This is a genomic window from Nonomuraea sp. NPDC050680, assembly GCF_040654555.1.
GTDB lineage: Bacteria > Actinomycetota > Actinomycetes > Streptosporangiales > Streptosporangiaceae > Nonomuraea.
The window spans coordinates 1,338,182-1,361,318 of the sequence record NZ_JBFAIF010000001.1 but is presented as its reverse complement, the minus strand read 5'-3'; the positions used below and the strand labels follow the sequence as shown (position 1 = coordinate 1,361,318).

The 23,137-nt window shown below is 68.9% G+C and carries 14 protein-coding genes; 9 read left to right on the top strand and 5 right to left on the bottom strand.

The features are described from left to right. Window position 1: 1 nt before the first annotated feature. Window positions 2-1,411: a hypothetical protein gene (locus AB0H88_RS06185; protein WP_357641805.1), complete on the bottom strand. Its 1,410-nt coding sequence runs from the start codon at window positions 1,409-1,411 to the stop codon at window positions 2-4. A 401-nt stretch (window positions 1,412-1,812) separates the two neighbouring features. Here AB0H88_RS06185 and AB0H88_RS06180 point away from each other — a divergent pair, with 401 nt between their 5' ends. The 9 genes from AB0H88_RS06180 to AB0H88_RS06140 all read left to right on the top strand — a co-directional run bounded on the left by AB0H88_RS06180 (window position 1,813) and on the right by AB0H88_RS06140 (window position 18,870). Further along, complete coding sequence (locus tag AB0H88_RS06180; RefSeq protein ID WP_357641804.1) at window positions 1,813-2,526, top strand: alpha/beta fold hydrolase; 714 nt, start codon at window positions 1,813-1,815, stop codon at window positions 2,524-2,526. Next, entirely contained in the window at window positions 2,523-3,353 is an 831-nt protein-coding gene (locus AB0H88_RS06175; protein ID WP_357641802.1) for an SDR family oxidoreductase, read from the top strand. The genes AB0H88_RS06180 and AB0H88_RS06175 overlap by 4 nt, the downstream gene beginning before the upstream one ends. A 38-nt stretch (window positions 3,354-3,391) precedes the next feature. Next, a complete protein-coding gene (locus tag AB0H88_RS06170; RefSeq protein ID WP_357641800.1) occupies window positions 3,392-6,313 on the top strand; it encodes an amino acid adenylation domain-containing protein in 2,922 nt (973 codons plus the stop codon). Then, window positions 6,306-9,440 carry an amino acid adenylation domain-containing protein gene (locus tag AB0H88_RS06165; protein WP_357641798.1) on the top strand — a complete coding sequence of 1,045 codons (3,135 nt, stop codon included), beginning with the start codon at window positions 6,306-6,308 and terminating at the stop codon, window positions 9,438-9,440. Before AB0H88_RS06170 ends, AB0H88_RS06165 begins: the two co-directional genes overlap by 8 nt. Window positions 9,441-9,452: 12 nt before the next feature. After that, window positions 9,453-14,849 carry an amino acid adenylation domain-containing protein gene (locus AB0H88_RS06160; RefSeq protein WP_357641796.1) on the top strand — a complete coding sequence of 1,799 codons (5,397 nt, stop codon included), beginning with the start codon at window positions 9,453-9,455 and terminating at the stop codon, window positions 14,847-14,849. Window position 14,850: 1 nt separating this feature from the next. Then, window positions 14,851-15,600, top strand: a complete 750-nt coding sequence (locus tag AB0H88_RS06155) for an AzlC family ABC transporter permease (RefSeq protein WP_357641794.1) — start codon at window positions 14,851-14,853, stop codon at window positions 15,598-15,600. A 2-nt stretch (window positions 15,601-15,602) separates the two neighbouring features. Then, window positions 15,603-15,917 carry an AzlD domain-containing protein gene (locus AB0H88_RS06150; protein ID WP_357641793.1) on the top strand — a complete coding sequence of 105 codons (315 nt, stop codon included), beginning with the start codon at window positions 15,603-15,605 and terminating at the stop codon, window positions 15,915-15,917. 291 nt (window positions 15,918-16,208) lie between these two features. Then, window positions 16,209-17,702 (top strand): AbgT family transporter, encoded by a 1,494-nt coding sequence (locus AB0H88_RS06145; protein WP_357642014.1) that lies wholly within the window; start codon window positions 16,209-16,211, stop codon window positions 17,700-17,702. Window positions 17,703-17,730: 28 nt separating this feature from the next. Beyond that, entirely contained in the window at window positions 17,731-18,870 is a 1,140-nt protein-coding gene (locus AB0H88_RS06140) for a M20 family metallopeptidase (RefSeq protein WP_357641791.1), read from the top strand. 148 nt (window positions 18,871-19,018) lie between these two features. On the opposite strand, the gene AB0H88_RS06135 is transcribed toward AB0H88_RS06140, so the two are convergent. The 4 genes from AB0H88_RS06135 to AB0H88_RS06120 all read right to left on the bottom strand — a co-directional run bounded on the left by AB0H88_RS06135 (window position 19,019) and on the right by AB0H88_RS06120 (window position 22,694). Beyond that, complete coding sequence (locus AB0H88_RS06135; protein ID WP_357641789.1) at window positions 19,019-19,192, bottom strand: hypothetical protein; 174 nt, start codon at window positions 19,190-19,192, stop codon at window positions 19,019-19,021. 468 nt (window positions 19,193-19,660) lie between these two features. Then, the gene (locus AB0H88_RS06130) at window positions 19,661-19,981 is read right to left on the bottom strand and encodes a hypothetical protein (protein ID WP_357641787.1); all 321 of its coding nucleotides are present in this window, start codon (window positions 19,979-19,981) and stop codon (window positions 19,661-19,663) included. A 266-nt stretch (window positions 19,982-20,247) separates the two neighbouring features. Further along, window positions 20,248-22,455: a hypothetical protein gene (locus AB0H88_RS06125; RefSeq protein ID WP_357641785.1), complete on the bottom strand. Its 2,208-nt coding sequence runs from the start codon at window positions 22,453-22,455 to the stop codon at window positions 20,248-20,250. Beyond that, the gene (locus tag AB0H88_RS06120) at window positions 22,452-22,694 is read right to left on the bottom strand and encodes a hypothetical protein (RefSeq protein WP_357641783.1); all 243 of its coding nucleotides are present in this window, start codon (window positions 22,692-22,694) and stop codon (window positions 22,452-22,454) included. The genes AB0H88_RS06125 and AB0H88_RS06120 overlap by 4 nt, the downstream gene beginning before the upstream one ends. Window positions 22,695-23,137 lie beyond the last annotated feature (443 nt).

Below are 23,137 nucleotides of genomic sequence, written 5' to 3'. Positions count from 1 at the left end.
GTCACTTCAGATTCGGAAGTTTCAGTGTCGTGCCTGGTTTCAGGGCCCCGGGGTCTGAACCGATGACGTCGCGGTTGGCGTTGTAGATCTGGGGCCAATAGCTTTCGCTGCCGTAGACCCGCTTTGCGATGGATGACAGCGTCTCCTGCCCTCCGACCTGGTGTGACGATGCCTGGGGGGCGGTGGTGGTGGTCTCCGGGATGCGGTCCATCGATGGGGGAGTATCAGGCTCCGGGTACTTCTTATGGTCGATGTGCACCGGGGGCACCACCTGCTTGAAGGGGACGCCGATGGGTGGGGGAAGGTTACGCAGGGCGGTGCCGGGGATGATCGCGCCGGTGGAGTTGAAGAGCTGGACCTTGAAGTCGCCGGTGACGCCGAACTTGCCGAGGGCGGCACCGTTGAGGGCGCCCCAGCCGCCGTTCAGCACCGCCACCTTCCCGATGTCCTTGACCATTTGCCCCAGAGTCTTGCCTTCGAGCCTGTCGTTGACGATCGTGTAGCCCGTTCCCGTCATGGCTCCTGCCGCGAAGAGGGCCTTGGCACCGTACGCCTTTTTCGCCTTGTCCCAGCCGACGCGGCCCCAGGGGAAGGCCGACGATATCGCTGCGGAATTCACCATCTGCGCGTACTGGAGGCCGAAAGGCGCGAAGAACGACTGGCCCTTGAGCTCCCGGCCTATACCCACGAACATGAACTGGCCGGCGCCCATCTGGAGGCCGAACATCTTGGCGTAGCTCTTGAAGGACGTCAGGGCCGTCTTGCCGAAACTCATGCCCTGCGTGCCGTTCAGCACCCAGTTCTGCGACTTGAAGAGCGTCAGGCCCTTCCTGAGCGCCTTGCTCCTCTTCATCAGCTCGGCCAGCTTGCGCAGGGGCACGGCGATTTTCTGGAGCAACCAGATCAGCCGCGCCAAGATGGTGGCCGCGAGGCCGGCGCCCTGAGCGGCGATCTTGGCCCTGGCCATCCACGCGGCCCACCTGCCCATCACGCCCGTGAACATGGACAGGGCCACGCTGATCGCCACCGCCTGGAGGATGGATTTCAGCAGCTCCCGGAACGCCCGTTTGGTCTCGTGGGTGGCCTCCTTGGCCATGAGGAGCACTTCCGAGACATGGCCGAGGCTCTTGACCAGCGCCTGCCGTTCGGCCGGGTCGAAGTAGGTGTCGACCATCTCCTGGTGGTGCTTGGCCGCGTCACCGGTCCACTGCTTGCGGCCCTTCTGCACGGCCGGGTCGATGTAGGTGTCGCCCACGGACTCCAGGCTGCCGGCCAGCTGCTTGCACGCCTCGGACATCTGCGCCAGCTGGCGTTCGTCGTTGTCGTTGCCCGCGGCCTTCATGGCGTTCATGATCGTCGAGATCAGCTGCGACAACGCGTCGACCTCGCCGCGCGGGTCAAAGTTAACCATGTGCTCCCCCCAAGCGTCGCCCTGTGCTCACTCCGCCAATGCTCGATCCGCAAGCGCAGGGAGGTGCCCGAGGCCCACCCTCCCAAGCCGCGCCCTGTGGGGCAGGCGGCATCGGGTCATGTGGTCATGATCGCTGCGGTGCCCCGCATTGTGGCACGCAGAGGGATGTTCTGCTAGAGATTGGAAAATCAAGGACGTTCGGCGGCAAGTATGGCCCCACTCTTCACGTCCGAACCTTAAGTGTTTGTTAGATCGGCGATGTGGATCTTGACGTTGTCGATCAAGGATGCATACGTTCGGTCACGCTTCGCAACTGTTCGCAGCGCCAAGACCATCGACGCCGGACGGGCGAGGCGAACCCCCCACAGCCGAGACACCGTCCACAGACGGGAGAACGGATCATGGAACCCACCTACCTCATCTGCCTGCCCTTCGCCGGGGCCGGCGCCTCCTTCTTCAAGGGATGGCAGCGTTACCTGGCCGAGGGCCTGAGCGTCCTGCCGGTGCAACTGCCCGGCCGTGAGGAGCGCTTCGTCGAGCCTCCCCACACCGATGCCGCCCGCGCCGCGGACGAGGCGTGCTCGCAGGTGCTGCAGCGAATCGGCCCCGGTTCCCGGGTGGCCCTGTTCGGGCACAGCCTCGGGGCCGTGCTGGCGTACGAGCTGGCCCACCGGCTCAGCGGCGTGACCGGATTGCGGCTCGCCCGCCTGTACGTCAGCGGTTCCCCCGGGCCGTGGAGCGGGCGGGAGAGCCGCGCCACCGGCTTGGCCGACGCGGAGTTCCTGGCACGGATCCGTTCCTTCGCCGGTTACTCGCACCCGGCCCTGGAGGACCCGGAGATGCGGGCGCTGCTGTTGCCCATGCTGCGCGCCGACGTCGAACTGCATGAGAGCTATCGTCCCCAGTCCGACAAGCCGCTCTCCACACCGATCACCGCCCTGCACGGCCTCGACGACGAGCTGGTGGACATGGCGATGATCGCCCAGTGGGAGCGGGCCACCAGCGCCGGGTTCAACACCGTGGAGCTCGACGGGGGCCACATGTACCTGGCCGATGATCCCGCTCCCCTGCTGCGCCTGATCGGCGCCGAGCTCGCGATGCCGGAAGAACGATGACGATGCGCCTGTCCGGGAAGACGGCCGTCATCACCGGCGCGGCCCGCGGACTGGGCCGGGCCAGTGCCCGGATGTTCGCCCGGGAGGGCGCCGACCTGGTGCTGCTCGACGTCGCGCGCGACCTGCCAGGGGTGCCCTACGCGCTCGGCTCGGCCAGTCAGCTCGAATACACGGCCGAACTCTGCCGGGAGCTCGGCGTCTCCGTCATGACCAGGCAGGCCGACGTACGGGAGACGCACGAGGTCGAGGCCGCGGTGTCCATGGCGGTCGGGCGCTTCGGCCGCATCGACGTCCTCGTCAACAACGCGGGCATCGCCGCCCCTTCCGGCAAGGTGGCGCACGAGATCGACGAGCACGAGTGGCAGTTGATGATCGACGTCGATCTCTCCGGCGCGTGGCGCGCCATCCGCGCGGTCGGCAAACTGATGGTCGAGCAGCGCTCCGGCAGCATCGTCAACATCGCCTCGACCGCCGGACTGGTCGGATATCGGCACTTCGCCGGATATGTGGCCGCCAAGCATGGTCTCATCGGCCTGACCAAGGCCGTCGCGCTCGACTACGCCCCGCGCAAGGTCCGGGTCAACGCCCTGTGCCCTGGTTCCGTCCGCGATGACTCGCAGGTCGAGGGCCGGATGCTGGCGGAGATCGCCCGTTCGCTCGACGTGCCGGTGGACGAGCACGAGGAGGCCTTCGTGCAGGCGCAACCCATGAACACCCTCATCGAGCCTGACGACGTCGCCTCGGCCGCCGTATGGCTGGCCTCCGACGAATCCCGGCAGGTCACCGGCAGCGTACTCACCGTCGACGGCGGCTTCACCGCACGCTGACCCCCGATTCACCACGACCACGCTCTGGAGATCACCGCGTGCCCCGAACCGATCTCATCCCCCCAGACCGCTCGCCCTCCGCACACTGCCATGCCTGGCGCGTCAGGCTGGCCGAGGGTGCTGATGCCACGTGGCTGGCCGGGCTACTCGTACGCGCGGCCCGTGCCTGGTGGGGGGACGCGCCTGACCGGCTGCCCCGGCTCTGGTGCGAGCGGGTTCCAGCCGCCTGCGACTCCGCGGTGGCGGGCCGCCGCGTCGAGGCCGAACTGCACCGTCCGCTGGGCGCGGAGGGCGCCTTGCTGCGCGCGGTGCTGCTGCAATACGCGGACGGGCCCGCCGACCTCGTGCTCGTCGCCCATCGCGCCAATCTCGACGCGCCGTCGCTGCGTGCCGTGGCCGAGGTGCTCACCGGCCAGGCCCGCTATGAGGACATCACGGACGTAAAGGCAGATCACACCGCCGCGGACGCCGAAACGCTCAAAAGGCTGCGGGAAGCCGATTTTTCCGGACATGTTGAGTGGGCCACTGGCGACGACGCGGCGGGTGACCGTACCGGCCTGGTCACCGTGGCGATACGCGAGACCGGGGCGGACGTGGCGGCCACGATGGCGGCGGCGGTCGGGCTGGTGCTCGGGCGGTACGAGAACCAGGACAACCCGGTCGTCGGCGTGCTCGGCCCCGTGCCCGAGCGGCCGGAAGGAGCGCTGGGAGCGTTCGACGCCGGGCTCCTGCTGGCACTGGACCTCTCGGGCGCGCGCACCGCGGGAGAGCTGGTGGCCGAGACCGCCCAAGCCCTGGCCGGGGACGGCGGGCGGTGCGACGGGCGGCAGTACGCCGAACTCCTCGCGGAGACCGGCGGCCGGATCGTGGCCGGTCTGCTCACCGACGGGCCGGCGGAGAGCGGCCGGCATGGGCTGTCCGGTACGCACGTTCCCTGCCAGACAGCCCCGTTCCCGCTCACGATCGTGCCCGGCCACACCCCGGACGGCGGCCTTCAGCTGGAGATACACCACCGGCTGGAAGACGTCGACGCCGATTCGGCACGGCGCTTCGCCCGCCATGTCGTCCGCGCCTACGAGCAGCTGGCCGACGCGCCCGCCGGCCTGGTCCCCGCCGACGTCGAGCTGCTGGACGAGGCGGAGGCACGGCAGATGATCGCCCTCGGCCGTCCGGCCCGGCGGCTGGACTGGCAGCCGGAGCGGATCGACGAGGTGTTCGCCTCCTGCGTGGCCGAGCGTCCCGACGCGGTGGCGCTCACCTGCGAGGGCCGCTCCCTGACCTACGCGGAACTGGACGCGCGGGCCGGCCGCTTCGCCGCCGCCCTCCTCGACCGGGGCGTGCGTCCCGGGGAGCGCGTCGGCATCTGTCTCGGACGCACGCCCGATCTCGTGGTCGCCATGCTGGCCGTGCTCAAGGCGGACGCGGTGTACGTGCCCATGGACCCGGCCTACCCGGCCGATCGGCTGGTGTTCACGGCTCAGGACGCGGCCCTGCGCATCGTCATCGCGGACGAGGACTTTCCCGGCGGCGGACCGGTGAGCGTGGTCAGGCCCGAGGAGCTGGAAACTCACGGGCGCGAGGCAGGCCGTGCGGGTCAAGGGCGGCGGGGGCCGGGTGAGGCCGCGTACGTCATCTACACCTCGGGCTCGACCGGGCGCCCGAAAGGTGTCGTGGTGCCGCATCGCAACGTCGTCGCCCTGCTGTCGGCCACCCGTGGCGATTTCGGGCTCGGTCCCGGTGACACCTGGACGCTCTTCCACTCCAGCGCGTTCGACTTCTCCGTCTGGGAGATCTGGGGAGCGCTGCTCACCGGCGCCCGGCTGGTCGTGGTGCCGTACTGGGTCTCTCGCTCGCCCGAGGAGTTCCACGAGCTGCTGGCGCGCGAGCGCGTCACCGTGCTGAACCAGACGCCGTCGGCGTTCGCCCAGCTCATGGAGGCCGACCGGCGGCGGGACGAGCGGCTGGCGGTCCGGCTGGTGGTCTTCGGCGGTGAGCCGCTGGACGCCCGGCCCCTGCGGGCCTGGTTCGACCGGTATCCGGAGGATCGGTGCCGGCTGGTCAACATGTACGGCATCACGGAGACGACAGTGCACGTGACGGCGCAGAACGTGACCCGCCGTGAGGCGATGACCGGGTCGCGGTCCGTGGGGCACGCCCTGCCCGGCTGGCACCTGTACGTCCTCGACGAGCGCGGCCGCCCCGTGCCGTGCGGTGTCCCCGGCGAGATCCACGTCGGGGGAGACGGGGTCGCCCTGGAATACCTGGATCGTCCCGAGCTGACCGCGCAGCGCTTCCTGCCCGATCCCTTCACCATGGGCCGCGTCTATCGCAGCGGCGACCGGGGCAGGCTGCTGCCCGATGGCCGGCTGGAGCACCTCGGCCGTCTCGATTCCCAGGTCAAGCTGCGCGGATTCCGCGTCGAGCTGGACGAGATCCGCAACGTCCTGCTGGACGACCCCTCCGTCACGGCGGCCGCCGTGGTGCTGAACGGCGATCGGGACGCCGCGGGAGCGCGCATCGACGCGTACGTGGTGCCGGCCGGCGGCGATCCGGCGGCGATGCGGCAACGGGCCGCCAAGGTGTTGCCGGAGCACATGCTGCCCGCCACCATCACGCCTCTCGACACGCTCCCACTCACCGCCAACGGCAAACTCGACGTTCGCGGGCTTCCCTCGCCCGTGGCCGCGCCCGCCTCGCCCGCCGCGCCCGCCGCGCCGGTCCGGGCTCCCGCGGGTGAGCAGGCGGGCGCGATCGCCGCGGTGTGGGAGGCGGTGCTCGGCGTGCCCGTCGGCCCCGACGACAACTTCTTCGAGCTCGGCGGCAACTCCCTCTATGCCATGCGGGTGGCGGCGGCCATGCGCGACCGCGGCCTGCCCGCTTTTCCGATGCGCGAGCTGTACCTTCACCCGACGGTGAGCGGCCTCGCGTACGTGCTGGACGGGGTGACGTCCCATGAGTGATCGGCTGCTGGACGGCTGCGACGACACGGCCACGGACTATCCCCGAGACAGCCGCGTCGAGCGGCTCTTCGCCGAGCAGGCCGAGGCGGCGCCCGGCCACCCGGCCGTGGTGCATGGAGATACCACGCTCACCTATGCCGAGCTGCACCGCCGCAGCACTCTGCTGGCCCAGAGGTTACGCCGCGATGGGCTGCGTCCCGCGGAACCGGTGGCGCTGCTGCTGCCGCGTACCCCCGACCTGATCGTCGCGGAGCTCGCCGTGCTGAAGGCCGGCGGGTTCTACGTGCCGATGGACCCCGCCCATCCGGCGGATCGGATCTCCCAGCTGATCCAGGACAGTGGCGCCGGCCTCCTGCTGACCACGCGAGAGCTGGCCCGCGGGCAGGCCATCGCGGTGGACGCCCAGGACTGGTCGGCCGAACCCGAGGCCGACGTCCCCGAGGCCGACTTCCCCGCGCCGGGCGACGCGTCGGACGTCGCGTACCTGATGTACACCTCGGGGACCACCGGACGGCCCAAGGGCGTCCTGGTCCCGCATCGCGGCATCGTCCGTCTGGTGCGGGGCGTCGGCTATGTACGGCTCGACTCCACGGCCAGGGTGGCGCAGATCGGGGCGACCGGTTTCGACGCCTCCGTCTGGGAGACCTGGGCCGCCCTGCTCTGCGGTGGGACCGTGCACATCCTCGATCGGGAGACGTTCCTCGACGGCGCGGAGCTGCGGCGGGCGCTGGCGGACGGGGGTATCACCACGGCGCTCTTCACCTCCGCGCTGTTCGGTCAGCTCGCCGGTGAGGACCCGAGCGTGTTCGGGCCGCTGCGGGACCTGCTGGTCGGAGGCGACGTGCTCTCGGCCAAGCACGCCAGGTCCGTGCTGCGGGCCAATTCGGGTCTGCGGCTCGTCAACGCGTACGGGCCGACCGAGAACGCGGTCATCTCCACCTGCCACGAGGTTCGTGAGCCGATCGGCGCCCGCGTGCCCATCGGCCGCCCGGTGCCCAATACCACCGCGTACGTGCTCGACCAGGACAGACAACCGCTTCCCGTGGGCGTCGCCGGCGAGCTGTACGTCGGCGGCGACGGGCTGGCGCTCGGCTACCACGGGCGCCCCGACCTGACCGAGCGCGCCTTCGTCCCCCATCCTTTCCGGCCAGGAGAGGTCCTCTACCGGACGGGCGACCGGGCGCGCAGGCTGCCCGACGGTTCGATCGACTTCCTCGGCAGGACGGATCACCAGGTCAAGGTGCGCGGTCTGCGCGTCGAGCCGGGCGAGGTCGAGGCCGCGCTGCTGGCCCGCCCCGGAGTGCGCGAGGCGGTGGTCGTGGAGCGGCGCGCTCCGGATTCGTCCGACGGTCACTTGCGCGCGTACGTCTCGGGTGAGCGGTCCCTGGAACCGGAGCGGCTGCGGGCCGAGATCGGGCGCGTGCTGCCTGCTCACATGGTGCCCGCCCAGATCGTGGTGCTGCCCGCGCTGCCGCTGAACGTCAACGGGAAGGTGGACCGAGCCGCGCTGCCCGAGCCGATCCCCGCGGGCGGCCGGACGGCCGGCGACGAGCTCGAGCGAGAGCTCGTCGCGCTGTGGGAGGACGTCCTCGGCGTGCGCGGGATCGGCGTCGACGACCCGCTCGACCGGCTGGGCGGCAGCTCGCTCACCGCGACCCGGCTGGCCGCCAGGGTGCGGAAGAGGTTCGGGGTGGCTTGCCCGGTCTCGGCCGTGCTGGCGGTCCGTACGGTGTCAGCGCTGGCCGACCTGGTCCGTGCCGCGGACGGCGCCGACGTGGCGGGCCCGCGTCGGTGCCAGGCCACCGAGCGGACCCCGCTGTCACCCCAGCAGAAGGGCGTCTATGTCGAGCAGATCAAGGACCTGTCCAGCACTCAGTACAACCTGCCGATCGTCGTCGACCTCCCTGGCCGGATGGACGCCGGACGGGTGCGTGCCGCTCTCGCGACGCTCGTCGAGCGGCACGAGATCCTGCGCACCGACGTGGCCGTGGGCGACGACGGGCAGCCCTACCAGCGCGTTCACGAGACGCTCCGTACGACGCTGGATGAGGTCGGCCTGTTTCGCGGCGCGGATCTCGACGGCTGGACCGAGAGGTGGATCCGCGCCTTCGACGTCCATCAGGCTCCCCTGTGGCGGGCTGTCCTGGCGCGGCACGACTGTGGGACCCGGCTGGTGCTGGATATTCACCACCTCCTCACCGACGGCCACTCGCTCGCCCTCCTGATGGCCGAGTGGGCGGCGCTGCTCAGGGGCGAGCCGCTCCCCGAGGCGGAGCTGCGTTATCGGGACTTCGCGCAGTGGGCGAACGGGCCGGAGCGGCGCGCGCTGTCCGAGACCCAGCGTGGCTTCTGGGCCGAGACGTTCGCGCGGCCGGTCAAACCTCTCGATCTGCCCCTCGACCTGCCCCGGCCGGCGGTCCGCCGGACGGAGGGGGACCACCTGCCGTTCGCGTTCGGCGCTGAGCGCAGCCACGCGGTCCGGGAGCTGGCCCGCGCCGAGGGGGTGACGGCGTTCCAGGTGATCCTGGCCGTGTACACCGTCTTCCTCGGGCAGGTGAGCGGGGGCGACGACGTGACGGTCGGGACGCCCTTTTCCGGACGGCACCTGCCGGGGGTGGACCGGGTCCAGGGGATGTTCGTGAACACCCTGTGCCTGCGGACCTACCCGGCCCCCGAGCTGCCGTTCCGCGCGTATCTGCGAGCCGTGGCCCGGCACGCGCTGGCTGCCGGCGACCACCAGGATCACGCGTTCGACGCTCTGGTGGCGATGCGGGGGGAGCATGACTTCAGCCGCCACCCGCTCTTCGACGCGTTCTTCGCGATGCAGGACACGGGGCTGCACCAGGTGGACTTCCTCGGCGGCCGGCCACGGTGGCGCCCGGAGGCCACCCGGCGCACGCTCTTCGACCTGGACCTCCAGGTCGAGGACTCGCCCGAGGGGTACGACGCCCGGCTGGCGTACGCCACGAACCTCTTCCTGCGCCCCACGGTGGAGACGTTCCGGGACGAGTTCCTGTCCCTGCTCGACGCGGCACTCGCCGGGCCGGACACGCTGCTCGGCGAGCTCGGCCGGGCGCCATCGGCCCGGCCCGGGGTGCCCGCGCTCGCGTTCGACTTCGACTTCTGAACTGGAGGGGCCATGCAGTCCATCGAGACCCTGGGCAGGCTCAAGGTCGCGGCCGCGAAGCGTCGCCGCGAGGGGGCGTTCTGGCGCGCCCAGCTCGCGGCGCTGCCCGAGCGCACTGGCTTCCCGTCCGACGTCCAACCCGACGTTCAGCCCGGCTTCCCGTCCGATGTACAGCCCGACGTTCAGCCCGGCTTCCCGTCCGATGTACAGCCCGACGTTCAGCCCGGCTTCCCGTCCGATGTACAGCCCGACGCTCAGCCCGGCTTCCCGTCCGACACGCACGGTGGCTCGGCAGGGGAGGCGGCGCGCGCGGTGACCGCGCTCGACCTCGGTCCCGAGCTGACCGCCAGACTCGGCAAGCTGGCCCGAGGCCAGGACATCGCCCTGCGTTCCGTGCTGATCGCCGTGCTGGGCGCGTTGCTCCAGCGTTACGGCGGCGGCGCGGAATCCGTGCTGGCCACTCCTCCCGCCCCCGTGCCCGGCGGACCCACGCCGCTGGCCTCCTCACTGGTGCTGCGGCTGCCGGTCACCCGCGACAGCACGCTGCGCGGGCTGCTGGGCGAGGTCGGGGACCGGCTGCGGGCCGCGATCGAACACCAGGACTACCCGATCGAGCTGCTCGCCGACGAGTTCGGGACCGCGGCAGGGGAGGGAGACGACCCTTTCGCCGACGTGCTCGCGGACGCGGTACGCGACGAGGCGGCTCCCGCCGGGCGGCCCGGCTTCCCGCTCGCCTTCGCCTTCGTCCGCAGTCAGGCCGGGCTGGCCCTGGAACTGCGGTACCGGACCGGTACGCACGGCCCCGGCGCCGCCCGGCGGCTTCTCACGCACTGCGTGATGCTGCTCGACCAGGCCACCGCCTCGCCCGACACGGCGATGGCCGCCTTCGACCTGCGATCCGACGCCGATCTGGCGCTGATCGACGAGGCGAACGACACGGACGCCGCCTTCGAGGACACGGTGCGGCTCGACGAACTGTTCAGCCGCCAGGTCGCCGCGACCCCTGACGCCATGGCCGTGGTGGGCGACGGCTTCCTGCTCACGTACGCCGAGCTGAACGCGCGTGCCAATCGCCTGGCGCACACGCTGCGCGCCCGCGGCGTGGGCCGCGACGACCTCGTGGCCGTGCTGGCGGATCGCTCGCCGGAGATGCTCGTCGCCGTCTACGCCGTGCTGAAGGCGGGAGGCGCGTACCTGCCGATCGACCCGGGCAACCCGCGCGACCGCATCGCCTACATCCTCGGCGACAGCGGCGCCGGCCTCGTTCTCACCCAGCCCCGCCACCTGGAGCTGGTCGGCGACGGCGTCGCCGTCCTGGACCTCATGGACGAGGGGGCCTACGCGCAGGAGGTGAGCACGCCGCCGGTCGAGGGCGGCGCCCGCGACCTCGCGTACGTCATCTACACCTCGGGTTCGACCGGTGCTCCCAAGGGCGTGCAGATCGAGCACCGGTCGGTCGTCAACCGCATCGGCTGGATGCAGAAGGCGTACCCGATCAGCTCCGCGGACGTCATCATGCAGAAGACGCCCACGTCGTTCGACGTCTCGGTGTGGGAGCTCTTCTGGTGGACGTTCGCCGGGGCGTCGGTGTGCCTGCCCGAGCCCGGCGCGGAGCGGGACCCGGAGGCGCTGACCGCCGCAGTCGAGCGGCACGGCGTCACCACGATGCACTTCGTGCCGTCCATGCTGGGGGCCTTCCTCGACTTCCTCTCGGGAACGGGCGAGCAGTGGAGGCTCGGCACCTTGCGGCAGGTGTTCGCCAGCGGCGAGGCGCTGCCGGTGCACCACGTGCGACGCTTCCACGAGGTGGTCACGGGTGGCCGGCTGATCAACCTGTACGGGCCCACCGAGGCGGCCGTCGACGTCACCCACTACGCCTGCCGCGGCGGCGAGAACATGGTGCCGATCGGGCGGCCGGTCGACAACACGCGCGTCCACGTGCTCGACGCGGACCTGCGACCCCAGCCCGTCGGCGTCCCGGGGGAGCTGTGCGTCGCCGGTGTCCAGCTGGCCCGCGGGTACCTGCGTCGCCCCGAACTGACGGCCGAACGCTTCGTCGCCGCGCCCCACGCGGGCGAGGAGCGCGTCTACCGTACGGGGGATCTGGCCCGCAGGCTGGCCGACGGCGGCATCGAGTACCTGGGCCGCATCGACCACCAGGTCAAGCTGCGGGGATACCGCATCGAACCGGGTGAGATCGAGGAGCGGCTGCGGCAGCACGCCGCCGTGAGGGACGCCGTCGTCATCCCCCGCGGGCAGGATCATCTGTGCGGTTACGTCGTGGCAGCCGAGCCGCTGCCCGAGGATGAGCTCAAGGAGCACCTGAGGCGCACGCTGCCGGAGTACATGGTCCCCGCGCGCCTCGTCACGCTCGCCTCGTTCCCGCTCAGTCCCAGTGGCAAGCTGGACCGCCGCGCGCTGCCCGACCCCGGCGAACCGGCCCGCGCGGTGGAGCACGTCGCCCCGCGCACGCCGCAGGAGGCGGACCTGGCCCGCGTCTGGGCCGAGGTGCTCGGCGTCGAACAGGTCGGTGTGCACGACAACTTCTTCGCGCTCGGCGGCAACTCGATCCACTTCGTCACGGTGCTGGCCAGGGCACGCGCGCGCGGCCTCGACTTCACCTTCCAGCAGCTCTTCGAGAACCCGACCATCGCGAGACTGGTCGCTCTCTCGCGGGACGCGGATCCGGCGACGCGCCCACTCCGGCCGTTCGAGCTGCTGACGCCTGATGACCGGGCGAAGATCCCGTCCGGGGTGGTCGACGCCTACCCGATGACGCAGCTCCAGGCGGGACTGGTCTTTCAGAGCGAACTGTCACACAACACAGTCGAATATCACGACATCATCAGCTACACGATCCAGAGCTCGTTCGACGCCGGATGCTTCGAGCGGGCGGTCCGGCACATCGTCGCCGCGAACCCGATCTTCCGTACCAGCTACCACCTCACCGGCTACGGCGAGTACCTGCAACTCGTCCACGAGGACGCGCCGTCACCGCTGTACGTCGCCGATCTGCGCGGCATGAACGAGGCCGAACAGGACGCCTGGTACCACGTATGGGCGGAGCGGGAGAAGGCTCATCGTTTCACCTGGACCGAGCCCGGCCTCGTCCGGCTGCACGTGCACGTGCTCGGCGACGACCTGTTCCGCTACACGCTCAGCCAGCACAACTCCGCGCTGGACGGCTGGAGCATCACCCTGGTGCACACCACGCTGTTCGACACCTACTACCGGCTGCTCGACGGACGGCCGCTGCCGGACGCGGAGCCGGACGGGTACGCGCGCGACTACGTCTCACTGGAGCGCCGGTCCCTTGCCGACGAGGGCCACCGTTCCTACTGGGCGGGCGTGCTCGAAGGCAGCACCTTCACCGAGGTGCCCCGCACGAGGGAATCGGCGTCGCCGGACGTCTTCCCCGTCGTGTTCCACGAGGTGGAGTTCCCGCGCGGCCTGTCCGACCGGATCGTGGCGCTGGCCGGCGCGCTGTCCGTGCCGGTCAAGAACGTCGCGATGGCCGCGCACGTCAAGGTCCTCTCCCTGATCGCCGGCGAGCGCGACGTCATGACCGGGTACGAGCACAGCGGCCGGCCCGAGGCGGAGGGCGCCACCCGTTCGATCGGCCTGTTCCTCAACACGGTGCCCTTCCGGGTGCGCACGGGCGAGGGCTCCTGGGAGAGCCTCGTGCGCGACGTCTACCGGGCCGAGGTCGAACTGCTCCCCGCGCGGCGATACCCGATGGCGCGGATGAAGCACGACCTGGGGACACAACGGGCGCTGTTCGAGACGGCCTTCAACTTCACGCACTTCTATCTACTCAGGCAACTGGAGGAACTCGACGGCTTCTCCCTGCTCGACGTGCGGGCCAACTCGGAGACGGAGTTCGTGCTGCGCGCCGAGTTCTCCCGGCACTTCATCACCGACGAGGTACGGCTGAGCCTGCACTACCACGCCCACCTCTTCGAGCCCTGGCAGGTGGCGCGGATGGGGGCGTACTACATCGCCGCGTTCGAGCAGATGACAGCCGATCCGGCCGCTCTCCATCACCTCGCCGATCTGCTGCCCGGCGAGGAGAGCGCGGCGCTGATCGCGATGGAGCAGAGCGAGAGCGTCCTGCCGAAGCTGGCGGAACACTATCGGGCGCGGGTCGTCGACGAACACGGCCTGCGGGTGCCCTTCGCCACGCCGGGGCGGATCGTGCTGATCGCCAACGGGGTAACGATCCCCACCACAGGTGTGTACGGACGCCGCATGCCGGGCGGCCTTGAGTTGTTCCAGGAACCCCGACGCGTGACGTTTCACCGTTCCGGAGAGCAGAGTGCCGCGGGGGAGACAGGCCGTCGCCCCACCGGAGCGGTGGGATCGCGCATCGCGGAGGCGTGGTCCAGGGTGCTCGACGTGCCGCTGGAGCAGATCACCCTCGACGGCAACTTCTTCGAGCTCGGCGGCAGCTCGCTCTCGGCCATGCGGGTGGTCATGGAGTTGGACGGGCTCGTGTCGCTCACCGACCTGATGCGCAACTCCACCCTGGGACCGCTGTGTGAAGTGGCCGAGGCTCAGCTGAACGAGGGCGCGCCCGGCTCGCTGCGGGCCGCCCCCGACCTGGGTCTGCTTCGCTCGCTGTCGGCCGACCCCGGTCGAGCCCGGGCCGCCCTCGTGTGCTTTCCCTACGCGGCCGGCAACGCCGTCAACTTCGAGCCGCTGGCCACCGCCCTCGACAAGGCGGGCGCCGACGTGGCCGTCTACGGCGTGGAGCTGCCGGGCCATGATCCCGGCCGGCCGGACGAGCCCTTCCTGTCCATCGAGGAGGCGGCGCGGCGGGTGGCGGAGGAGGTCCGCGCTCTCGCCGGGCGGCCCGTACTGCTCTGGGGCCACTGCGTCGGCTCGGCTCTGGCCATCGAGACCGCACGCCTGATGGAGGCGGGCGAAAACGCGCCGCTCCACGTCTTCGTGGCCGGAAAGCTGCTGCACGACGCCCGGACCACTCGCGAGTCCATGGAGCGGGTGGACGCGATGACGGATGAGGACATCGTGCGCTGGCTCGTCGAGGCGACCGGATACTCCGGGCTCGACGTGCTCTCACCCGAGCAGGCGGCCTTCGTCACCAGGACGTTCCGGCACGACTCCGGCTCGGCCAACGGCTATCTGCTGGCGGCGGCCGAGCGGGGGCCCGTGGCCAGGCTGCGCGCGCCGCTCACGGTCGTCCATGCCTCCGACGATCCGCTGACCCCTGACCACCGGCGGAGGTATGAGGACTGGTCGCTGTTCGCCGATCGGCCGCAGCTGGCGGAGCTCGGGCCCTTCGGCCACTACTTCTGCCGGACGGCCCCGGACGCCGTGGCCACACTGCTGCACGGGTTGGTGCCGCGTCCGGAAGACCCTACGAAAGATCGATGGAGCGAAGCGCACTGACATGACCACCACGAACACCCCCCAGGCGGTCACACCGCTGACACCCGGCCAGCAGTACCTCGCCGGAGCGAGGAGCATGGTGCCGTTCCTCGCCTCGGCCATACCCATGGGCATCGCCGGAGGCGTCCTCGGACTGTCGAGCGGGCTCTCCGGCTGGGCGACCTTGGGCCTGGCGATGGCCGTGAACTCCGGCACCGCCCAGTTCGTCGGCTTCGCCCTCATCGCCGGCGGCACGGGCTGGGCCGCGATCATCCTCACCACGCTCATCCTGGGGCTCCGGATGCTCCTCTACTCCACCATCCTGATCCCGTACATCAAGGAAGTGCCCCAGCGCTGGCGGGTGCTGCTCGGGTTCGGGCTGATCGACGAGGTCTTCTTCGTGGCGATCGAACGGCTGAGGAAGGGCGAACTCACCCACAACAAGCACATGTTCTTCCTCGGGGCGTCCTCACTGCTGTACGTCACCTGGATGCTGTGCACGGCGGTCGGCATGTCCCTCGGCTCGGCCGTCCCGGACGTGCGGGGGCTCGGACTGGACTTCCCGGTGACCGCCATGTTCATCGCCATGCTCGCGATCGGGCTGGCGAACTGGCGCGTGGCCGCGGCCATCTGCGCCGCGGGGGTGACCGTGATGCTGGCGCGGGACCTGCCGTACAACCTCGGCGTCGTGCTGGCCGCGGTAGTGGGAGCGGTGGTGGGGGCCGCGTGCGAGTACGCGGCGAAGACGAGGACGAAGGAGATCGCCCGATGAGTATGGCGCTGCTGATCCTCGGCATGGGGTTGTGCAGTTTCCTGCCGCGCTACCTGCCGCTGGCCCTCTTCGCCGACAGGGAGATGCCGCCGCTGGCCGAGACGCTGCTCAGGTACACGCCGCCGGCCGTGCTGGCCGCACTGGTGTTCCCGGCCGTCCTCGCGCCCTCGGGAGACGGCGTCGAGCTGACCCTGACGAACCCTTATCTGATAGGCGGCGTGGTCACCTTCGCCGTGGGTCTGGTGTCGAAGAGGTTCCTGCTCGTGACAGCAGTCGGAATTGTCGCCTTCTATCTCAGTCGCTGGCTTGTCGGCTGAATGTTATAGGCGTCTTAAGTTTGTCGAAATTCATTTGACACCCGACCTCGTTCGGGCGATTCAGCATGCCTGCATACCGGCTCTCAACTGGTGAGACATCCTTGACAAATAGCTATTGCGAGATGATCCTGCCGCCGTTAAAGTATGGCCCGCAGGTGCGGACTCGCAATAAAGAGACGGGGCATCTTTCGCGTTCGGTCTGTGCCTCTGGCGAAACGACCAAGAAAGGATGACCGGGTCTCCATGACGACCGTGTCCGCTGAGAAAGAATCACGTGCTTTAAACGTGACCATGCGCGTGCTGAACAGCGTCGAACGCGCCGGTAACAAGTTGCCTCATCCGTTCTGGCTCTTCATCATCCTGAGCGTCGTGCTCATGGCGCTGAGCTGGATCCTGTCGGCGGCCGGAGTGTCGGCGGTCAACCCCGCCGACAAGACGACCGTCGCGGTGAAGAACCTGTTGTCGAGCGAGGGCGTCACGCTGATGCTCGGCGACGCCATCAAGAGCTTCACCACCTTCCCCCCGCTGGGCACGATCCTGGTGGTCATGCTCGGCGTCGCGGTGGCCGACAGAGCGGGGCTGCTCTCGGCGGTCCTGCGCCGGGGCGTCTCCCGCGTGCCGGCCCGGTGGGTCACGTTCGCGCTCGCCTTCACCGGCATGGTCTCCCACGTGGCCGCCGACTCGGCGTACATCGTGCTGATCCCGCTGGGCGGGCTGGCCTTCTACGCGGTCGGCCGCAGCCCGATCGTCGGCGTCGTGGTCGCGTTCGTCTCGGTCGCGGCCGGCTTCGACGCCAGCCCGGTGGTCACCCCGCTCGACGTCATCCTGGGCGGCATCACCACCGACGCCGCGCACACCATCGACCCGAGCTACACCGTCACACCGCTCGCGAACTACTTCTTCTCCATCGGCTCGTCGGTCGTGCTGTCCATCGTCATCACCGTGGTGACGGAGACGATCCTCACCAAGCGGGCGGCGAGCATGCCGATCGACGAGGACGCCGAAGTGGGCGACCTCGGCGCGCTGGAGCTGTCCGACAAGGAGCGGCGCGGGCTGCGCTGGTCCGGCGTCGCGCTGCTGGCGATCGCCGCGCTGATCGCGCTGTCCATCATCCCGGCGGACTCCCCGCTACGCGGCGAGGGCGGCAGCCTGGTCACCGGCCCGCTGCTGAACGCGATCTCCGTCATGCTCGGCATCGCCTTCTTCCTGGTCGGAATCGTGTACGGCCGCGTCGCCGGCACCATCAAGAGCGGCAACGACGTCCCCGCGTTCATGGCCGAGGGCATGCGCGAGATGGCGCCGGTCCTCGTGCTGTTCTTCGCCATCTCCCAGTTCCTGGCCTACTTCAAGTGGACCGGCATCGGCACGATCGTCGCGATCAACGGCGCGGACCTGCTGAAGTCCGCCGGGATCAACGGTCCGATGATCTTCATCGGCATCCTGATCCTCGTCACCTTCATCAACCTGCTGATCACCAGCGGCTCCGCCCAGTGGGCGCTGGTCGGCCCGGTCTTCGTGCCGATGCTGATGCTGCTGAAGATCTCGCCGGAGGCCACCCAGGCGGTCTACCGCATCGCCGACTCCTGCACCAACGCACTCAGCCCGATGAGCCCCTACTTCGTGCTGGTCCTCGGCTTCATCCAGCGCTACCGCAAATCGGCCGGCATCGGCACGCTGATCGCCCTCACCATGCCTCTGTGCCTGATCATGCTCGTGGTCTGGACGCTGTTCTTCCTGGCGTGGTGGGCACTCGGCATCCCGCTGGGCCCCGGCGTTCCCTCCTAACTCCCGTCCAAAGCGAAAGGATCCTTTAGTGACACCGGCTCCCGTGTGGACCCGTCAGGCGCTCCCCTCCATGCTCGACGACCTGCGTATGCTCGTCGAGCTGGAAAGCCCGAGCAACGACAAGCAGCTCCTGGACGGGGCACTCGACGCGATCTTCCGCTGGGCGGTGGACCGCGCCGGGGAGCCGGACGAGTTCACCCGTCACGACGGCGGCCGGCACGGCGACGTGCTGGAGCTGACCTACCAGGGCACCGCCCCCGGATTCGTCCTGCTGGTCGGCCACTACGACACCGTGTGGCCGGTCGGCACCCTCGCCGACTGGCCATGGCAGGTGACCGACGGCGTCATCAGCGCACCTGGCGTTTTCGACATGAAGACAGGCCTCGTCCAGGCGGTCTGGGCGGTACGCGGGCTACGCGAGCTGGGCCTGCCGCATCCCACGGTCCGCCTGCTGTTCAACGGCGACGAGGAGATCGGCAGCCCGGCCTCCCGCGCCCGCATCGAGGCGGCCAGCGCCGGGGCGCTGGCCAGCCTGGTCTTCGAGGGTGCCATAGACGGCGCGGTCAAAACCTCCCGCAAGGGCGTCGGCATCTTCCAGTTGTCCGTCACCGGGATCGAGGCCCATGCCGGCCTCGACCCCACCGCCGGCGCCAGCGCCATCCACGCCATGGCCGACCTGATCACCCAGATCGCCGCCCTGGGCGCCCCCTCGCTCGGCACGACGGTCAACGTCGGCCTGGTCAGCGGCGGCACCGGCACCAACGTCACCGCAGGCCAGGCCACCTGCGGCATCGACGTACGCGTGTCCGACCCGGCCGAGATGGCCCGGGTGAACGCCGCACTCACCTCGCTGCGCGCCCCCGACCCCCGGGTCTCCGTAGCGCTCTCCGGGGAGTGGAACCGGCCACCCATGACACCCAACCCCGCCTCCCAGGACCTGTACGCCAGGACGTACAAGGTGGCGATCGAGCATGGCTGGGACCTCCGCGAGGCGGGCGTCGGCGGGGCCAGCGACGCCAACTTCATCTCAGCCCTGGGCCGTCCCGTCCTCGACGGACTGGGTCCCGTCGGAGCGGGATCCCACTCCCGGGGCGAACACGCCATCGTCGAATACATCCCCGAGCGCACCGCCCTCACTATCGGGCTCATCGCGGGCTTCGCCAGCTAGTCGCCTCGTCACGCGACCTTGGCCGGGCAACCGGGCCGGCTTGCGTTATGAGGCGGCGGCGTGGACGCCGTGAAAAGGGTGTTGAGGTCCGTCATCACATCGGTCCTCAACACCCTTCATCATTCCCGCGCTCCGGACCTGTTCGTCGCTAGGCGCCGTCCTTGTCCAGCAGCCGATCGAGTGTGAGTCCCACGTCCGTCATCGTCCGCTGCAGGGAGTCGAGTTTGCCCAGCATCAGGGACTGAGGGGAGGTGAGCTGCTCGTGGGTGTGCCGGCGAAGGCCGGCGATCTCGTCGCCGAGAGCTGCGACGTCCTGGGACATCTCCGCCTTGATGCTGGCGATTTCAACTTTTATCTGGGCAACGGCGACCGCTGTTGAGGCGATGGCGGCGTGCATGCCTTCCGCGCATGGGCAGCCGTCTGTCGGGAGGCTCGCATGTTGGCGCCGCCCGCGGGAGCCGCTAGAGGCCCCCTTACGGGGACGCGCTGTCGCTTCGACGGCTGCCGCGCGGCGTTTCGCGTCGCGACTCTCCGCCTCTTCGTTCATGTGACCCTACCTTTTCGGTAGCTAAAAGGATCCCAGCCCTGGCGGCCGAAACCACTGTGTGAGCACATGGTCGCAAAGAGTTGTCGTCGATGACGGTGGGTGGTCAGAATCGGGTGTGGTTTTATCCCTCGCGGTGTGGCGGAGATCCACCTGTGTCCGATGGCGGGGGCGAGCGAGTGCGCCCCCGGGTGGGACATTTCGGAACGGTACGGGCTGGCTGGGCGCTGGCGGCGGGGCGGCTTGCTAGGCGCCGGTAGTGCAGCTGTAGAGGTGGCCGTAGCGTTTTTGGGCGATGCGCATGAGCTCGGTCATGTCTTTGATCGCGTCCCTGCCTTTAGCGACCTGGGCAAGGTAGATAGTGATCAGATGCTCTTTTCTGTCGCAGCGAAACTTCGCGACAACTCGGTACGGCTGGTCAGCGAACGGTGCATTCGGCAGGTATGCGGCCAGGCCGTCACCAAGATCGGTAGGGAGCTTGACTCCGCCGTGCCTGCTGTAGACCTGCTGCCTGTCGTTTAGCACAAAGTCCAGCTGCTCTCGAGGCATCCCGTCGCCCTCCTGCATCCACCTCACCTCCAGCGGCCGAGGAGTTGTATCCGGCGCCCAGCAATCGCTGTCCCTCTGACCGCCGTCAGTCTTCTCCGCTAGGGGGCCGGTCACGCCGCTGACTAGGCGAAATGCCTGCTCAGGGATGATCTTGCAGAGGTATGGCGCGGAATCTGCGACCGGCTGGGGGGCTGGGACCGGTGCGGAGACGATGTCATTTTCCGGGGTGCAGGCTGCGGTGAGCAATGCGAAGGCAATCAGAGCGACGGGCAGGCGAGAACACCTCATTTGCCACCTCCGGAAGAGGCCGGGATCTCAAGATCGAGATAGTCGTCCACCTCAGTGGTGGTGCGAAAGGTGTTGTGGAAGCGATCGAGGAGGTCGTTGCTTCCTCCGCTTTCGCGAGTCCACGCGAGGAATTGGCTGTATTCCTGCGGTGTCATCTCGGCGAAGGGCTTGATCGTGCGCGGTGTTCCAGCCGTGAATGAGTGCTTTTCCAGGACAAGTCTCTCGAGCAAACCCTTGTCTAGCATGGCTGTGGCGACCATCTGCTCCGCTAGTCTCTCCACCGCCAGCCGATTGTCCGCCACCGTGCGGTAGGTGTCGTCCAATCCTCGCCGGTGTTCGGACATCTGCTGGGCGACTTGGCTGGCGATCTCGTCATACGCGGCTCCGGCGAACTTGTCGTATGTGGTGCTGACCAGCTTGCCGAAGGCGCCGGTGGCCAGCTCGCACGCCTGTTTGGCTCCCGGCACCGGGAGCAGCCCAATCGCGTCGCCCACCATGGTCTTCAGCGCTTCGTCCGCCTTCTTGTCGTCCAACCCCTGGGCGATCAGCACCTGGCGGCGGATCTCTACGATGAACGTGAAGGGACGTGCCGCCGCCACGGTCCGGTTAACCAGAAAGTGCGTGATGTCCGCCGTGTCGACCCGTCCATCCTTGTCGAAGTCGAACTTCTTGACATCGGCCTTCGTGAAACCGAGCCGCTCGGCGTTGGAAGCGTTTAGACCGACCGGAGGCACGGTGCCCAGCGCCGCTCGCATATGTTCAGTCTGTGCTCTAACCAGGGCCTCGAACCCGGCGTCGTGTGAGGCGGCCAGCACCAGCGCATAGGACATGTCCGTGGCCGCAACCTTGCCGAAAGTCGCATGGTTAAGGATTAGGTTGGAGAGCTGGCCGATGTTGGCCGCGATCGCGCGGGCCAGGGGGTAGCTCAGGGGTGCGAAACGATCGAACGTGCCCCTGTCCGTTATCTCCAGATTGCCGCTCTCCCCTTTGCCGAAGGCAGGGCGGACCTCGTCGGCGACGGTTTTCATCATCTCGGCAGCCAGCTTCCGGGAAGTCGCATCCCGGCCAGTCGTCGAAGTAACCAGCAGGTTATTGAACGGCGCGTAGTCGCCCAGATGACGAGAGGCACCCCACCGGGTCGTCAGCAGATAGTCCAGCACGGATTCCTGCCACCCAGCCGGAGTGTGGTCCAGCAGGGCGTGGGACGCCTCTCGGCTGGACTTCGCCGCGTGGAAGAGGTCGTCCACCAGTGATGACATGGCCTTCGCGCCGGGATTGCCCGCATGTGTTCCCGGTCTCAGCATGGTGCCAAGGCCGAGCGCGCCGGCCAGGTCGACTATGGGAACCTGGGCTCCCGCGAACATCCGGCCCAGCAGATCCTTGCTGGCCGCCCACTCGTCCTTACGCTGCTCGTACTCGTAGACGATCACGTCGCGCCCGACGACCTCCATGAACTCCTTCGAGTACGGTGGCTTCCCGTCGTGGGCACGCCAGATGAGCGCCTGGGCCTGGTAGCCCGTGTACTTCGTGTCGCCGGCTTTCTGCTCGGCTCGGCCCTCCCTCACCAGGTCCTTGAGGAAACCGGCGCCCACGTACGCGGGATTTTTCGGATCGGTCCCCTTGGCCAGAGCCGTGCTCAGCATGCGCAGAGCCCCCTTGCCCTGGCCGGAGAGCTCGGCCAGGCGATCGGAGTCGCCGTGGGTCCTGGCGTCGCGCAGCCGCGCGGCGAGCGAGCCGGGCAGCCGCGTCACACCTTGGGCGCCCAGCGTGCCCAGGAACGCCTTGACGAACTCCGCATCCCCGGTCCGCGACGCGTATTTCTGCAGCTCGGCCAGTGCCTTGGCGTCCCCGTCCGCAGCGGTCAGCGCGGCGCGACCAGCCAGGGTTCCGTCCAGTAGCCCCTTGGCGGCCTCCAGACCATCGGGCATCTCGAGGAAGCTCCCGGCGGCCGTGCTCATGCCGAAGGTGACCTTCTGCCGCTGCAACTCGTGAACCAGTTTCTGCCGCCGCCGCAGGTCCTCGGCCTGCGTGGTGACCCGTCCGGCCAACTGCCGCAGCCGCGCCGCCGGAGAAGTGTCGAGCCCGGCGCTCTGCAGTTCGCTGTGCAGGGCGTGCGCCAGCTCCTCCAGCTGCCTGGCGGTCTCGGTGTGCTTGCTCGCCATCGTGTCGAATTCGGCCGGCTTGACGCCGGTGAACTCCGTCATGGAGCGTCCTGAAGCGAGGCCAGCTTCTGGTTCGCACTGTGTACGGCCTGCGTGAGCATGTCCCGTAGCTCCCGCTGATCGGCGTGGACCTGAGCGTCGAACCGAACGCCCGTCGGCCCTACCCATGCGGCGTTCTCCATCAGGCGGCAGGACGGGTCGAGCGTCCACCAGTGCGCGTCGGACAGTCGCTGGATCCGCTCCGCAACGGCCCGCATCGCCTGGCGATCGAGGTCGGCCAAGATGATCCCCTTGTACGGCTCGCAGTACCAGAACAGATCGGGAGGCGGCGTCCTACGGTAATCAACATCGCATCAACAAAACAAGCTTAACCTCGGTGAAAGGCTTGGCTCTTCCGCGTTTTGTTGTGGAATGAGATGTTTTTCCTGATCAGGGCATACTTAACGCTGAGAATGAAATCCGACGGATGCTCGTTGAACATCCCAGCTAAAACGGTCGGGTGGAACCGCGATTGGATGGTTGACGAGTACACCGTCGTTGACGGGAAGATCATGTCCGCCGGACCAATGCCGTTTAGATAGATCATTTGGGCCTGGTGGCTCGGGTGGTGGACAGGAGTTGGACGGTGGGTGGCCCAGCATGGCGGATGCCTTTGTCGCTCGGGCGTCGTTCGCGGTAGCTGCTGCGTCGGGTGCGTTTGACAGAGCGAGGGTAAGTGCGGTGG

What these genes read in the sequence shown, in the direction of transcription:
- AB0H88_RS06155 (WP_357641794.1), top strand. Translation starts at nt 14,851, where the DNA reads ATGACCACCACGAACACCCCCCAGGCGGTCACACCGCTGACACCCGGC.
- AB0H88_RS06135 (WP_357641789.1), bottom strand. Translation starts at nt 19,192, where the DNA reads ATGTCCCAGGACGTCGCAGCTCTCGGCGACGAGATCGCCGGCCTTCGC.
- AB0H88_RS06175 (WP_357641802.1), top strand. Translation starts at nt 2,523, where the DNA reads ATGACGATGCGCCTGTCCGGGAAGACGGCCGTCATCACCGGCGCGGCC.
- AB0H88_RS06145 (WP_357642014.1), top strand. Translation starts at nt 16,209, where the DNA reads ATGCGCGTGCTGAACAGCGTCGAACGCGCCGGTAACAAGTTGCCTCAT.
- AB0H88_RS06185 (WP_357641805.1), bottom strand. Translation starts at nt 1,411, where the DNA reads ATGGTTAACTTTGACCCGCGCGGCGAGGTCGACGCGTTGTCGCAGCTG.
- AB0H88_RS06165 (WP_357641798.1), top strand. Translation starts at nt 6,306, where the DNA reads ATGAGTGATCGGCTGCTGGACGGCTGCGACGACACGGCCACGGACTAT.
- AB0H88_RS06150 (WP_357641793.1), top strand. Translation starts at nt 15,603, where the DNA reads ATGGCGCTGCTGATCCTCGGCATGGGGTTGTGCAGTTTCCTGCCGCGC.
- AB0H88_RS06130 (WP_357641787.1), bottom strand. Translation starts at nt 19,981, where the DNA reads ATGCAGGAGGGCGACGGGATGCCTCGAGAGCAGCTGGACTTTGTGCTA.
- AB0H88_RS06160 (WP_357641796.1), top strand. Translation starts at nt 9,453, where the DNA reads ATGCAGTCCATCGAGACCCTGGGCAGGCTCAAGGTCGCGGCCGCGAAG.
- AB0H88_RS06125 (WP_357641785.1), bottom strand. Translation starts at nt 22,455, where the DNA reads ATGACGGAGTTCACCGGCGTCAAGCCGGCCGAATTCGACACGATGGCG.
- AB0H88_RS06180 (WP_357641804.1), top strand. Translation starts at nt 1,813, where the DNA reads ATGGAACCCACCTACCTCATCTGCCTGCCCTTCGCCGGGGCCGGCGCC.